Raw genomic sequence first — 12,521 nt, 5'->3', positions numbered from 1 at the left:
GCCGGGGCGGACCTGACCGGGGCGGACGATCACACTCGTGAGTATCCGGTTCTCGGTTATATTCCTTGTGGGTCGTGCGAGAGAGTAACACGATGAGCCCGGGACGTGGCGCTCTCGAGGCGGGGCCGTGGCGCGATTGGACGTACCACACGGGACCCGATTGAAAAGCCTTAATACCACCACCGGGTAACGATGAGTCGGAAGCCCGGGTGGTGTAGTGGCCCATCATACGACCCTGTCACGGTCGTGACGCGGGTTCAAATCCCGCCTCGGGCGTATTTTACGGCGAACAACACCGTGAGTCGCATCCGTTCGCGATCGATCTCAGCGAGCACCGCATCCGATGCCCGCCACCGGTCAGGTAGTTCAAATCCCGCCTCGAGCCCTTTCTGCTGACGCTAAATTGTGAGTGAACAGTGACGAACGAGCCCCGACGTCAGCAAAACGGTAACCGGTCACCGGCCGAGACGAACGGTTATCGCGAAGTACCGACTCTGTTGGTGGCCACCGAAACGAGGAGGGAACAAAACCCTTAATACTCCGACCCGGAAACGGAGAGTTGCAAGCCCGGGTGGTGTAGTGGCCCATCATACGACCCTGTCACGGTCGTGACGCGGGTTCAAATCCCGCCTCGGGCGTATTTTACGGCGAACAACACCGTGAGTCGTATCCGTTCGCGATCGACCTCAGCGAGCTCCGCATCCGGGTGCTCGCCACCCGTGAGCGGATCCACGATTTGGAGAGAAACCGTACGAAATTATGTTCCGGCCAGATAGATTTCAATTAGAAGAAGAGTGAATACTAAACAGACCGGCGACGAGACTGAAGCACGTATTCTCGCGGCGCTTATCGCAGACGGGTACTCCGTCTCCGTTCCGTTCGGTGATAACGATAAGTACGATCTCGTGGTAGATACGGGAACGGAGTTGCTTCGCGTACAGTGCAAAACGGGATGGATCGAAGGCGACGTCGTTCGATTCAAAACGACCAGTAAAACGACTGCCGACGGCGAGACGACGATGGAGAGCTACGACGGCTCGATCGACGCGTTCGCCGTCCGATGTAAGGAAACCGACGAACTGTACTGGGTGCCGATAGAAGATACCGGAAAGAAAAGTACGTACCTGCGATTGACCGAACCCGAAATCGATCATCCGAGTGTCAATCGAGCCGACACGTATCGGTTCGAGGTCCGCTTACCGTAATCGGATTCGAGTTACAGTATATCGGCGGATATCGTTCCGAGTCCCAGTGGCGACTGGCAAGACGCTGCCGAAGGCAGCGGTCCAGTCCTCGAGCATCCCGTCGGATCGATCGCGTTTGATTAAAGAATTAGTAACCGAAGATATTGAATCCTAATATATTAGTATCACCGCGTTACCTCGATAGATAACCCGGCGATCGGGGAGGCGGATGTCGCCAGAACAGTCGCTCGCCGGTTCAGCGGACAATGTCACAACCGATAACAGTACTCGTCGTCGACAACGAACCCGATTTCGCCGACCTCGCCGGTGAGATGTTAGAGCGCGAGCGCGAATCGATCGTCACCGTGTCGGCGACGGACGGCGCGCAAGCGCTCGAGGAACTCGAGCGTCGGGAAGTCGATTGTATCGTCAGCGATTACGAGATGCCGGAGATGTCGGGCCTGGAGTTACTCGAGACGATCCGAGCGGACGATCCCGATTTCCCGTTTATCCTGTTTACGGGACGCGGCTCGGAAGAGATCGCCAGTGAGGCGATCGCGGCCGGCGTGACGCAGTATCTCCAGAAGGGGTCGGGGAAGGAGCAGTACGCGCTGCTGGCGAACCAGATCACGAACGCCGTCTCCCAGTATCGGACGGAGACGGAGCTTCGAGAGAGCGAGCGGCGCTACGAGCGGACGCTGACTACGCTACACGAGACCACGCGGGACCTGATGAGAGGGGAGACCAAAGACGAAATCTATCGGTCGGCGGTCGAAACGGCCGGCGAGATTCTCGACGTGGCGGTCGCGGCGGCCTACGCGTTCGAGCCGACGGCCGGCGTGCTCGAGCATGCCGCATCGACGCGCCAGTCCCCGGATCGGGCCGATCCGGAGATGACGTTCGATCGGGGAGAGGGCCTCGTCTGGGAGGTCTTTTCGGAAGGAGAAAGCGCCTACTACGAGGACGTGACGCGCGAGGACAGCGAGGGAGGAGGGGCCCCTCGAGCGGACGGCGAAGCCGCCGATGGCGTCGAAGCGGCGACGACGGCGAGTCGGAGTGAACTAATCGTCCCGCTCGGGACCCACGGCGTACTGGTCGCCGGAACCGGAGACGTAGACGGGTTCGACGAGACGATGACGGAACTGTTACACATTCTGGCGGCCAACACCGAAGCCGCGCTGGATCGGGCCGAACGCGAGCAGTTGCTTCGCGATCACGACCGGACGCTCACACGACAGAACGAGGAGTTGACCCGCCTCAACCACACGAACGAGATCGTTCGAGAGATCAATCACGGCGTCGCGCAGGCGTCGACTCGCGACGCGATCGAGGAGACGGTGTGCGAACGCCTGGCCGGGACGGACCGCTATCGCTTCGCCTGGATCGCCGCGAGCGACGACGATCCGCCGGCGCCGACCGCGTGGGCCGGAGTCGACGCGGCCTACATCGACAGGATCCGCGGGGATGGATCCAGTGCGCCGGAGGTTTCGCTAGTCGGCGACGTCCTCGACACGGGAACGGTCGGGCTGGTTCGGGACGTTCTCGAGGACGAGAAGTGGCAAACGCGGCGCAAAGAAGCGTTGACCTACGGCTATCAGACGGTGCTCGGTGTGCCGTTGATCGCCGACGAGCGCCGGTACGGCGTGCTGGTAGTCCACGTCTCGGGGGCCGATTCGATGGGCGAGGGGGAGCGCGAGGTGCTTGCGGAACTCGGGGAGACGATCGGCCACGCGATCCGATCGGTCGAGCGGACGCGAGCGATGGTCACGGACAGCCGGCTCGAACTCGAACTCGCCGTCGGGGATTCGCGGCTACTGCTCAATCGACTCTCGAAGCAGCTTCCCGGAACCGAGCAGATAACGCTCGAGGGCGTCGTGGACCGCGGCGAGGAGGGAATCGTGCTGTTCGTCAGCGCACCGGCGACGGCAGACCTCGCGTCGCTCGAGGCGTCGTGGGCGACGATCGAGACGCTCTCGGTGGTTTCGGAAGGGGACGAAGAAACGCTGTTCGAGCTGACGGTGGTATCGACGCCGTTTCTCGACGTCCTGCGGACGTACGACGTGCAGATGCGGATGGCGACGGCCGAGAGCGGCACGTCGAGGATCGTTCTCGAGGTCCCACAGCGGGTCGAAACGCGATCGTTGGTCGAAGCGATCAGGGAAGAGTATCCAGAAACGGACCTGGTCGCCAAACGGGAGACGACGCGCACGCGGTCTGCACGGCAGCTCGATACCTATCTCGCCGAGAAGCTCACCGACAAGCAGTTCGAAGCACTGCAGGCGGCCCACTACAGCGGGTTCTTCGAATGGCCGCGGGAGACCACGGGGGAGGATCTCGCGGACGCGCTCGACGTGTCGGCGCCGACGTATCACTATCACCTCCGGGCGGCCGAGCGAAAACTCGTGACACTGGCCTTCGACAGAGAATTTAATTAATTAGAGTCGTTCCAGGTAACCACACATACAGTTAGAAGCTATACTTAATCACTATCCGTTCGTACGAGTAGATGGCGATCTGAGATAGACTGTCGCCACCCCCAATCCCCCCACCCCCCTTTCCTGGAATCCACTGGCAACAGAGAAACCCGTTCGTCAGCTCGCCCGACGATCGATCCGTCGAGACGATTCTCTGCCAAGCGCCGAAAGTAGTCCTCGACGAACGAAGCCGTCGTCGTAGACGATTGCTCTCGAGTCGCAGTCTCAGTCAGCGACGGAATCTTCGTCGACGAGAGGCAATCGGGGGTGCAATCAGCGACTCCGGGGCGATTGGTCCGATCCGGTTGCTAATTAAATAGAGTGGTTTTCAACAAATCACTAAATGATTGTAAACCATAGTTAACCATCCGCGGCCCGTACAGATAGATGGCGATCTGAGATAGACTGTCGCCACCCCATCCCCCCATCCCCTCATCCCCCCATCCCCCTTTCCGTACTTCACAGAAATGCAAAGCGGATGCCGCGGAGTCGTTCGAAAGTCCCAGATTCGGTTACCCTCTTCCAGAGACGGGGACTACTGTCAGCGAGCTATCGCGGCTGGATGACCGCGACGGTGACCGCCCGCGGAGTCGGTCGGTGGGCGAGTAACCGTCGCGACCACGCGTCTCTCGACGCTTCAATCCGGAACCGAACCACTACACGACCGCTATCGCGAGCGACTTCGCTGTGACTGCGTGTCGCTCGTCTCGTCCCATTCGATCCAGTGTTGTTCCCAGCCGCGGTGAGATTCCGCCCGTCGCTGCGCTCGTTCGCGGTCTTCCCGTTCCATTCGATTCCGTTCGACGGCCCCCGACTGCTCGCCGTCGACCAGCAGCGGATCGAACGAAACGGCGTCGAACTGGTCACGCTCACCGTCGGCCGAGATGGCCTCGAGCCGTTGGTTCCGGGTCCCGCGGGGAAAGACCAACCGGCCACCGTCGGCTAATTGCGCGAGTAGCGCACGAGGCGGGTCGACGGTTGCCGCCTCGAGGAGGATCCGGTCGAACGGCGCGTACTCGGGAAATCCGTTCGCGCCGTCGCGACAGTCGACGAGAACGCCATCGTAGCCGGCTTCGGCGAGATTGCCACGCGCTCGGACGACCAGCGGCCTGGAGATATCGACGGCGTGAACGTTAGTCTCACCGACGAGTTCGGCGGCGACGGCGGCCGTGTAGCCGACGCCGACGCCGACGATCAGGACGGTCTCGTCGTCGTCGAGGGCGAGCGCCTGGAGCAACCGAGCGGCCGTCCGTGGTGCGAGGACGCGAGTACCGAGTGCCTCGTGTTCGCGGTCCGCGTAGGCCGTTCGCTCGTCATCGACGAACGCGTGGCGGGGGACGTCCCGCATCGCGACGGCCACGTTTTCGTCGACGAGGACGTTTTTGGGGGCGGCCTCGAGGCCGTCGACCATGTCCTCTCGCAGTACCGCGGGGTCCATACGCCAGCTATCGCACCGGCAGTTATCAATGGCGCGCTTGCGGAGTTGGCCGGCGACCGACCCACGCGATCCGTAAGAAACCGGCGCGTTCGGCCCGCTCGAGCGAGCAGCGAACGGCGACGACAAGCGGCGGTGGCCAGTCGCGACGGCTATCGAAGGTCTATCAGATACTGAAAAGGTGACGGACACGGAACGGGTGGCTACCACCGCGGTCCGGTGGGGGTCACGCGCGGCCCGTCACCAGGCGGACCAGGCGGTGCTCTGCTCGTCGTAGGCGTACACCCGCTTTATGTCCTTCGCGAAGGCGACGTCGCCCTCGAGTTCGAAGCGGTCACGTTCGTACCCCGCGGCGTCGTCCCGGACGACGAAGGCGTCGATTTCGAACTCCTCGTCGCCGAACGACTCGACCGCGCCGACCTCGAACTCGTAGTCGCCGGGAACGTGGACGGTGATGCTTCGGCTGTCGTCTCGCGAGCCGTCCTGTGGATGGACGGTGACGTTGACGGCCACGTTATCGACCTCGCGGGTCCAGACGGTCTCGATTTCGTCTACGGGGGCCGAGTCGACACGGCGCTGGCCGTCGAGTTCGACGCTCGTGACGCGAACGGTCGAGAGGACCGCCTCGGTCTCGAGGATGAACTCGTCGCCGACCTCGATCGATTCGTCTTCCGGGGTCGTGACGTTCGCCGTGAAGGACTCGCCACCCTGGGAGACGACGACGTCGAGGGTCACCTCGCGTTCGGTGTCGGGCTGAATCTTGTGGACGTGACCGCACTCGCTGCATCGAACGGTCAAGTTCCCGCCGCCCGCCGTCAGTACCTCGTGGACCGTCTCGAGGTCCGGCGAGCAGGAGGGACAGGGCGCTGGAACCCGATCCGGTGTCTCGTTCATAGGCCACGATACGTACTACGTACCTAAAAGGAGATTGAACCCGACCTCGTTCCGCCGAATCGCGTCGACAGACGGGACCTGTCCCGACGGTCTTCGATCCGCCCTGAGAAGTATAGTAGCCGTCGAAACGATTCACTCACCGCTCGCAGCGAGGCGGCCAGCGAAGGCTCGCTGGCCGCGAACACGCGATCGGGGCGTACATGGACTTTCGACGGCTACTATACGTTCCTGCCGGCATCGCGCGCCCCACGTGCACTCCGAAGCAGTTCCCTCGACCGCGTAACGGACGTCGGAGAGTTCGATTTTCCCGACACGTCGTGGTGTTCGGGAGCGTGGCGGCTCCGGCGGTCCCAATTCGATCCGAGCGCTGTCGCGGCACCCGAATCGGCGACACGAAATCGGCCGACGCCATGACGATTCAGTCGTCCGACACGGGAAGGTCGATCGGGGTGTCGTCGGCGAAGACCGTCGGCTCACGGATAATCCCGTCGAGGTGGATCGGCGCGTCCGTCTCACCGCCGATTCCCGCGTCGTCGCCGATCGCGATGTGGACGGTCCCCCCGGCTTTCTCGTCCAGCAGAACCGACCCGACGAGGTCGGTGACTGCGACGTTCGTCCCGATACCGAGTTCGGCCAGGTTGTACGCCGCGTCGCCGACCGCCTCGGCTGCGTCCGCGACTTCCTGGCGAATTTCGTCGTCGGAGATTCGGGTGACGAAGCCGTCTTCGACCTCGAAAGAGAGGGTCCGGCCGTCCTCGAGCAGACCGTGGGGCATCATCGTTCCGTCGACGACGAACGTCCCGTCGGCGGTCGCCGGGCTGATAAACACCTCGCCGGCCGGCAAGTTGGACATCGAACCCGGCTCGTGGACGATACCGGTATCCGAGAGCCACTCCCGGTCGCCGACACCGAACGTGATGTCCGTTCCGGAATCGGTCGTGACGCGGATTTCATCGGCTCCGGCGACCTGCTCGCGGACCGCATCGCACGTCGCCGCGATCGAGTCGTAATCGGCGTCGAGTCCCGTCGTGAAGACGTCTTCGGTGATCCCCGGAAGCGTCGCGACCCGCGCCCCGGCCTCGTTGGCCTCGGTCCGGGCGCGGGTGTGACTCAGGCTCTTCGTCGTCGGCGCGAGCACTACGTCGGCGCCGGCCATCGCCGCCGCAACGGGTGCTGGCGGTTCGCCGCCGTGAGTCTCGCCCGGTGGATACCGAACGATAACCGCATCGTCGGTACTCTCGCTCGCCACCTCGTACAGCGCCGTTCCGATCGGTTCACGCTCGTCGTCGGTGACGATCGCACACGACTCTCCTGGCTCGAGGCTCAGACACTGATGGACGGCCGTCTCCGCCGCAGCTCGCAGTCCTGGCATACGTGGCCGTGCGGTGAGCGAGCCGATATGTCTTGTCTTCGAGTCGGCTCGACGCCCCGCGCTCAAATTCGGGCCGCGCTCGTATCGGCCGTGGAGAGCGAACCGGATCGAACGGGTGGTGTCAACGAGTGTCGAGATCGGCCTCGAGAGCGATCGAAAACTCCGATACGAGTAAAAATCGCCTGAGAGACCTCGAAACGATTATCCCGCTCGGTGGATCACTGCGAGTACATGCAACAGGTCGCCATTAACGGCTACGGCACGATCGGTAAACGCGTCGCGGACGCCGTCCGACGGCAACCCGATATGGAAGTGCTGGGCGTCGCGAAGACGCGGCCGAACTTCGAGGCCGAAACAGCGATCGAGAAGGGGTTTCCGCTCTATGCGGCCGTCGAAGAGCGGGCCGATCAGTTCGACGAGGCCGGCCTCGAGATCGCCGGCCCCGTCGAGGATCTCGTGGACGCAGCGGACGTCGTCGTCGACGCGACGCCGTCGGGAATCGGCGCCCAAAACAAGGACCTCTACGAGGAGTACGATACGCCCGCGCTCTACCAGGGCGGCGAGGACGCCGAAATCGCCGACGTGAGTTTCAACGCGCGCTCGAACTTCGAAAACGCAGTCGACGCCGATCACGTCCGCGTCGTCTCCTGTAACACGACCGGCCTCTCGCGGGTTATCGCACCGCTGCAGGAAGCCTACGGCGTCGAGAAGGTCCGCGCGACGCTCGTCCGTCGCGGCGGCGACCCCGGTCAAACCGATCGCGGCCCGATCAACGACATCCTCCCGGACCCGGTGACGGTTCCGTCTCACCACGGTCCCGACGTCGAGACCATCTTTCCCGACCTCGACATCGACACCCTCGGGATGAAGGTGCCCGCGACGCAGATGCACATGCACAGCCTGAACGTCACGCTCGAGGCCGACGTCGACGCAGCGGACGTCCGCGAACTGTTCGCGGCGGAGTCGCGCCTGTTCCTCATCCCCGAGCGCATGACCATCGACGGCAGCGGCAAACTCAAAGAGTACGCGCTGGACGTGGGCCGACCGCGCGGCGACCTCTGGGAGAACTGCATCTGGGAGGAATCCATCTCCACCGTCGACACCGACCTCTACCTGTTCCAGGGAATCCACCAGGAGTCGGACGTCGTGCCGGAGAACATCGACGCGATCCGCGCGGTGACCGGCGGCGCCGACGCCGAAGAGAGTATCGAGACGACCGACGAGACGCTCGGAATCGGCCTCTAGGATCGCGACAGACCGTCAGACCGGCTCGCAGCCGATCGGTCGTTCCTATAGCGACGACAGAAAGTTTTTGCCAGCGGACACCCTAGGTGGCCTCATGCGACGAGACGACCGCGACGAACCTTTCGACGACCTGTTTCGCGAAATCGAGCGGATGATGAACGAGATGATGAACGGACCGGATACGAACGTCGATTTCGACTCCTCGAGCACCGTCGACAGCGGGTTCGGAATGGACACGCACGTCGACATCCACGAAACCAGCGACGAGGTCCGCGTCGTCGCCGACCTCCCGGGCGTCGAGAAGGACAACATCGAACTCGAATGCGACGGTAAGACGCTGACAATCTCCGCGGAGAGCGAACACCGCCAGTACGACGAGCGCGTCTCGCTGCCGACCCGCGTCAACGAACACACCGCCGCCGCGACCTACAACAACGGCGTCCTCGAAGTCGTCTTCGACCCCGCCGAGCAGTCCTCGGACATCAGTCTCGAGTGATCGATCAGTCGCGGTCGAATACGCTCGGTTTCACCGTCGATCGGCAACGCCCCGTATCGTAGCCGCGAGTCGGTCGTAAAATTTCGGTTCGTACTTCGTTTCTTCGTCGATCGTCGGTCGAGCGTTCGTCTCGTTGACCACCAGTTTGTCGTCGGTTGCGAGCAGATCCACGCCGAGGAACGGAACCTCGAGTTCGTCGGCCACCGACTCGGCGAGGTCGCGCCACGGATCGGGGAGATCGACCCCGGTCGCCACGGCGCCGCGGTGAACGTTGTGTTTCCACTGCCCCTCACGGACCGCCTCGTCGGGGAGTCGCCGCTCGACCGCCCCGACGTACGCTCCGTCGAGTACCATCACGCGGTAGTCGGTCGCGTTCGGGAGGTATTCCTGGACCAGAAACGACCGGTCGCCCGTCGCCCGGTAATCGTGGACCAGCGAGAGGTAGTCACAGATCCCCAGAAACGAGTCCAGATCGTGCGCCTTCGCGACGCCGACGCCGCGGGTCGTCGAGTTCGGTTTGACCACGACCGGGGGATCGAACCGATCGAAAACCGCCGTCAGTTCGGCTTCGGACACGTCGTTCGAGACGTACACGGAGTCGGGAACCGGAAGCGACGCGCGGTCGAGTCGTGCCAGCACACCGGCTTTGTTCCGCGAGGTCAACACTGCCTCGTGGTCGTTGAGCCACGGGACCGCGAGCAGTGCATCGGCGACTCCACCCTCCATCAGTCGGCCCGGGTACACGAAGCCGACGTCGTACGCGTCGGGCTCCCAGGGCGGATCTCGGAGGGCGACCGTTCGCTCGCGCACGGGCACGTGATGAACTCGGATTCCGCGTTCGGCCAGCGGCTCTCGCATCCGCTCGAACGTCTCCTGATCGTTCGCGACCGCGAGATCGATCATACGCGGTAGTCGGGAACAGAGGGGCAAAAAGGTGCTCGAGACGGCGATTTCGGAATCGGACGCGGTTGCCGGAAGTGCGTCTCTCGCAGTTGCTCGAGACGCACGGCTCGAGGGCGCGCACGACTCGAGGGAAGGACAGTACCCGCTACCGACCCGCGAGCGAACGACCGTTTACGCGATGAGTTCTTCTTCGCCCTTCTCGACGACGACGCGACACGGCGGCGAAATCTTGTTGTACGCGCGCCGGAGCGCGTCCTTGGCGAAGTCGGCGTCGTCGACGTCACACCAGATGGTGAAGATCCGCTCGCCCGCGTCGATGCGGGCGGCGGTGCCGACGATCTTCCCGAAGGCCTGACGCATCCCGTCGGACACACGGTCCGCCCCCGCGCCCGTCGCCTGTTTGTTCTCCCGAATAACGTGGTGGGGGAACTTTCGCAGGATCATCTTGTAGTTGCCCTCCCCCGCGTTTTTCAGCATGTGACGGTTCGCGGACAGGCGCGAGGCCTCGAGCGAGCCGTGGCGGATCTGGACTTCTTCTTCGGTGACGAGGCTGATCTGGACGGGGTAGTCGTCGGGGTCTGCCTTGACGTCGCCCATCTTGTGCTGTGCGATCTTCGATCCCGGGATGCCAGTAATGTACTCGCGGCGAGTGTACGCCGGTTTACTGATTTCCCGATACATGGAGGCGGGTTTGTCGGACATGGTTGTGATTACTTACGAAAACGCAGGCCCACCGCGCGGATAAAGGCTTCGAAGCGCCGCGTCCGCCGGTTTGAGAACGCCGGCGTGTTCTCTCGAGCGAACTGGGTCTCCATCAAGACCGACTGGCCATCGCGTTCGGTCGTGGGTGCGATGTGGCGGGCCGAACGAACGACGCAGGCGATCGGTCGGGTGCCGGAGCGAGCGCGTGCCAGGAGTGACGGCCGGATCGAGCGCGTACCGAAGCGAGCGCGTGATCGCTGTGAGAGATGCGGCGGCGCCGTCGGCTTCGATTCGCGAGGACGTACTCGATGTCGCCGTGTCGGTCCGTTCGATCAGCCCCTGACTCGAGAGCGATGCGAGCACGCTCAGAAAGCGGTCGCGGTCCTCGCGACGGAGCATGCGAAGAGACCACGTTCGACGAGGCGAAGGGGCGCAAAATACCGGGAACCGGCGGCGTGCTTAAGGTTCCGCCGCCGAAAGTAGACGGTATGAGGAGTTTTCGGATCGGCTCGCTGTTCGGCATTCCGATCAAGCTCGATCTCACGTTCTTGCTCGTCCTCCCGCTGTTCGCGTATCTCATCGGAGCGGAGATCGGGGAGGTTTCGGAGATCCTGAACGACGTGCTCGATGCGGGAATCGAGGTGGCCGCCGTCACCGGTGGGTCGACCCCGTGGTTACTGGGGCTGGCTGCAGCGGTCGGTCTGTTCGTCGGCGTCGTCCTCCACGAACTCGGTCACTCGTTGACCGCCCGGCGGTACGGATTTCCGATCGACTCGATCACGCTCTGGCTGTTCGGCGGAATCGCCGCGTTCACCGAAATGCCCGAGGATTGGCGCCAGGAACTCAATATCGCGATCGCGGGGCCGATCGTCAGCGTGCTGGTCGGCATCGGCTCGTACGCGCTGTTCTCCGTCACCCCCGTCTCTCTCGACGGCGTGCGGTTCGTCCTCGGCTATCTCGCCATTCTGAACGTCGCACTCGCCGTCTTCAACATGCTTCCGGCGTTTCCGATGGACGGTGGGCGGGTACTCCGAGCGCTGCTCGCTCGCAGCAAACCCTACGCGAAGGCGACCCAGCAGGCCGCCAGCGTCGGGAAGCTGTTCGCCGTCTTCATGGGCCTGATGGGCCTCTTTTCGGGGAATATCATCCTCATCGGCGTCGCCTTCTTCGTCTTCATCGCCGCCTCGAGCGAGGCCCAACAGGTGACGATGAAAGCCGCCTTTCAGGACGTCACCGTCGGCGACATCATGACTCCCGCGGACGAACTGCACACCGTCGAACCGGAGACGTCGGTGGCGGAGCTAATACGACGGATGTTCAGCGAACGGCACACCGGCTATCCGGTCGTCGACGGCGGTGCGTTCGAGGGCGAGCGACTCGTCGGCCTCGTGACGCTCTCCGACGCCCGCGAGGTCCAGCCGGTGGAACGCGACGCCTACACCGTCGCCGACGTGATGACGTCCGATCTGCAGACGATCACGTCCGATTCGGACGCGATGACCGCGATCGAACGGATGCAAGAACACGGGATCGGTCGGTTGCTCGTCGTCGACCAGGGAGACCGGTTCGCCGGCCGATCGGGCGACGACGAGCAACCGACGCGGGACGAAGACGGGGATCTCGTGGGACTGATCTCGCGGAGCGACGTCATGACCGCCCTCGACATCGTCCAGCAAAGCGGTTCGGTGACCCCCTCGAGCCGCCCGAAGACCGCGAACTGACCGCGAGGCCGCATCGAGGACGTCGCATCCGAAGCGATGCTCCCGGGCGAAACGCCCGTTTCACCTTCCGATACCAATATTCTTAACCGCGACCG

Annotated in this window: 11 protein-coding genes and 2 tRNA genes; 7 read left to right on the top strand and 6 right to left on the bottom strand. The window is 63.3% G+C overall.

All coding sequences use genetic code 11. The features are described from left to right. The first annotated feature begins 203 nt into the window (after positions 1–203). The 4 genes from NJT13_RS13130 (at position 204) to NJT13_RS13115 (ending at position 3,619) form a co-directional block, all read left to right on the top strand. Positions 204–276, top strand: a tRNA-Asp gene (locus NJT13_RS13130). A 289-nt stretch (positions 277–565) separates the two neighbouring features. Then, a tRNA-Asp gene (locus NJT13_RS13125) sits at positions 566–638 on the top strand. Positions 639–794: 156 nt separating this feature from the next. Next, positions 795–1,205 carry a group I intron-associated PD-(D/E)XK endonuclease gene (locus NJT13_RS13120; RefSeq protein ID WP_254522080.1) on the top strand — a complete coding sequence of 137 codons (411 nt, stop codon included), beginning with the start codon at positions 795–797 and terminating at the stop codon, positions 1,203–1,205. A 245-nt stretch (positions 1,206–1,450) separates the two neighbouring features. Then, the gene (locus NJT13_RS13115; protein WP_254522079.1) at positions 1,451–3,619 is read left to right on the top strand and encodes a bacterio-opsin activator domain-containing protein; all 2,169 of its coding nucleotides are present in this window, start codon (positions 1,451–1,453) and stop codon (positions 3,617–3,619) included. Positions 3,620–4,325: 706 nt separating this feature from the next. On the opposite strand, the gene NJT13_RS13110 is transcribed toward NJT13_RS13115, so the two are convergent. The 3 genes from NJT13_RS13110 to NJT13_RS13100 form a co-directional block, all read right to left on the bottom strand. Beyond that, positions 4,326–5,096: a protein-L-isoaspartate O-methyltransferase family protein gene (locus tag NJT13_RS13110; RefSeq protein ID WP_254522078.1), complete on the bottom strand. Its 771-nt coding sequence runs from the start codon at positions 5,094–5,096 to the stop codon at positions 4,326–4,328. Positions 5,097–5,333: 237 nt separating this feature from the next. After that, on the bottom strand, positions 5,334–5,987 hold the full coding sequence (locus NJT13_RS13105; RefSeq protein ID WP_254522077.1) for an HVO_0476 family zinc finger protein: 654 nt from the start codon (positions 5,985–5,987) through the stop codon (positions 5,334–5,336). 418 nt (positions 5,988–6,405) lie between these two features. Beyond that, the gene (locus tag NJT13_RS13100; protein ID WP_254522076.1) at positions 6,406–7,359 is read right to left on the bottom strand and encodes an aminopeptidase; all 954 of its coding nucleotides are present in this window, start codon (positions 7,357–7,359) and stop codon (positions 6,406–6,408) included. A 231-nt stretch (positions 7,360–7,590) separates the two neighbouring features. On the opposite strand from NJT13_RS13100, the gene NJT13_RS13095 reads away from it, so the two are divergent. Together NJT13_RS13095 and NJT13_RS13090 are read left to right on the top strand one after the other, a co-directional pair. Beyond that, positions 7,591–8,604 (top strand): type II glyceraldehyde-3-phosphate dehydrogenase, encoded by a 1,014-nt coding sequence (locus NJT13_RS13095; RefSeq protein WP_254522075.1) that lies wholly within the window; start codon positions 7,591–7,593, stop codon positions 8,602–8,604. 94 nt (positions 8,605–8,698) lie between these two features. Next, positions 8,699–9,100 carry an Hsp20/alpha crystallin family protein gene (locus tag NJT13_RS13090; RefSeq protein ID WP_254522074.1) on the top strand — a complete coding sequence of 134 codons (402 nt, stop codon included), beginning with the start codon at positions 8,699–8,701 and terminating at the stop codon, positions 9,098–9,100. Positions 9,101–9,130: 30 nt separating this feature from the next. Here NJT13_RS13090 and NJT13_RS13085 read toward each other — a convergent pair whose 3' ends face one another. The 3 genes from NJT13_RS13085 to NJT13_RS13075 all read right to left on the bottom strand — a co-directional run bounded on the left by NJT13_RS13085 (position 9,131) and on the right by NJT13_RS13075 (position 11,104). Further along, a complete protein-coding gene (locus NJT13_RS13085) occupies positions 9,131–10,003 on the bottom strand; it encodes an ATP-grasp domain-containing protein (RefSeq protein WP_254522073.1) in 873 nt (290 codons plus the stop codon). Positions 10,004–10,174: 171 nt separating this feature from the next. Beyond that, a complete protein-coding gene (locus NJT13_RS13080) occupies positions 10,175–10,705 on the bottom strand; it encodes a 50S ribosomal protein L16 (protein WP_254522072.1) in 531 nt (176 codons plus the stop codon). 12 nt (positions 10,706–10,717) lie between these two features. Further along, a complete protein-coding gene (locus NJT13_RS13075; RefSeq protein WP_254522071.1) occupies positions 10,718–11,104 on the bottom strand; it encodes a hypothetical protein in 387 nt (128 codons plus the stop codon). Between the two features lie 89 nt (positions 11,105–11,193). Here NJT13_RS13075 and NJT13_RS13070 point away from each other — a divergent pair, with 89 nt between their 5' ends. Further along, positions 11,194–12,426, top strand: coding sequence for a CBS domain-containing protein (locus NJT13_RS13070; RefSeq protein ID WP_254522070.1), 1,233 nt, complete (start codon positions 11,194–11,196; stop codon positions 12,424–12,426). Positions 12,427–12,521: the final 95 nt, after the last annotated feature.

The organism is Natrinema caseinilyticum, assembly GCF_024227435.1.
Lineage (GTDB): Archaea > Halobacteriota > Halobacteria > Halobacteriales > Natrialbaceae > Natrinema > Natrinema caseinilyticum.
This window is presented reverse-complemented; position numbering and strand designations above follow the sequence as displayed.

What these genes read in the sequence shown, in the direction of transcription:
- NJT13_RS13075 (WP_254522071.1), bottom strand. Translation starts at nt 11,104, where the DNA reads ATGCTCCGTCGCGAGGACCGCGACCGCTTTCTGAGCGTGCTCGCATCG.
- NJT13_RS13095 (WP_254522075.1), top strand. Translation starts at nt 7,591, where the DNA reads ATGCAACAGGTCGCCATTAACGGCTACGGCACGATCGGTAAACGCGTC.
- NJT13_RS13100 (WP_254522076.1), bottom strand. Translation starts at nt 7,359, where the DNA reads ATGCCAGGACTGCGAGCTGCGGCGGAGACGGCCGTCCATCAGTGTCTG.
- NJT13_RS13105 (WP_254522077.1), bottom strand. Translation starts at nt 5,987, where the DNA reads ATGAACGAGACACCGGATCGGGTTCCAGCGCCCTGTCCCTCCTGCTCG.
- NJT13_RS13070 (WP_254522070.1), top strand. Translation starts at nt 11,194, where the DNA reads ATGAGGAGTTTTCGGATCGGCTCGCTGTTCGGCATTCCGATCAAGCTC.
- NJT13_RS13115 (WP_254522079.1), top strand. Translation starts at nt 1,451, where the DNA reads ATGTCACAACCGATAACAGTACTCGTCGTCGACAACGAACCCGATTTC.
- NJT13_RS13110 (WP_254522078.1), bottom strand. Translation starts at nt 5,096, where the DNA reads ATGGACCCCGCGGTACTGCGAGAGGACATGGTCGACGGCCTCGAGGCC.
- NJT13_RS13080 (WP_254522072.1), bottom strand. Translation starts at nt 10,705, where the DNA reads ATGTCCGACAAACCCGCCTCCATGTATCGGGAAATCAGTAAACCGGCG.
- NJT13_RS13090 (WP_254522074.1), top strand. Translation starts at nt 8,699, where the DNA reads ATGCGACGAGACGACCGCGACGAACCTTTCGACGACCTGTTTCGCGAA.
- NJT13_RS13085 (WP_254522073.1), bottom strand. Translation starts at nt 10,003, where the DNA reads ATGATCGATCTCGCGGTCGCGAACGATCAGGAGACGTTCGAGCGGATG.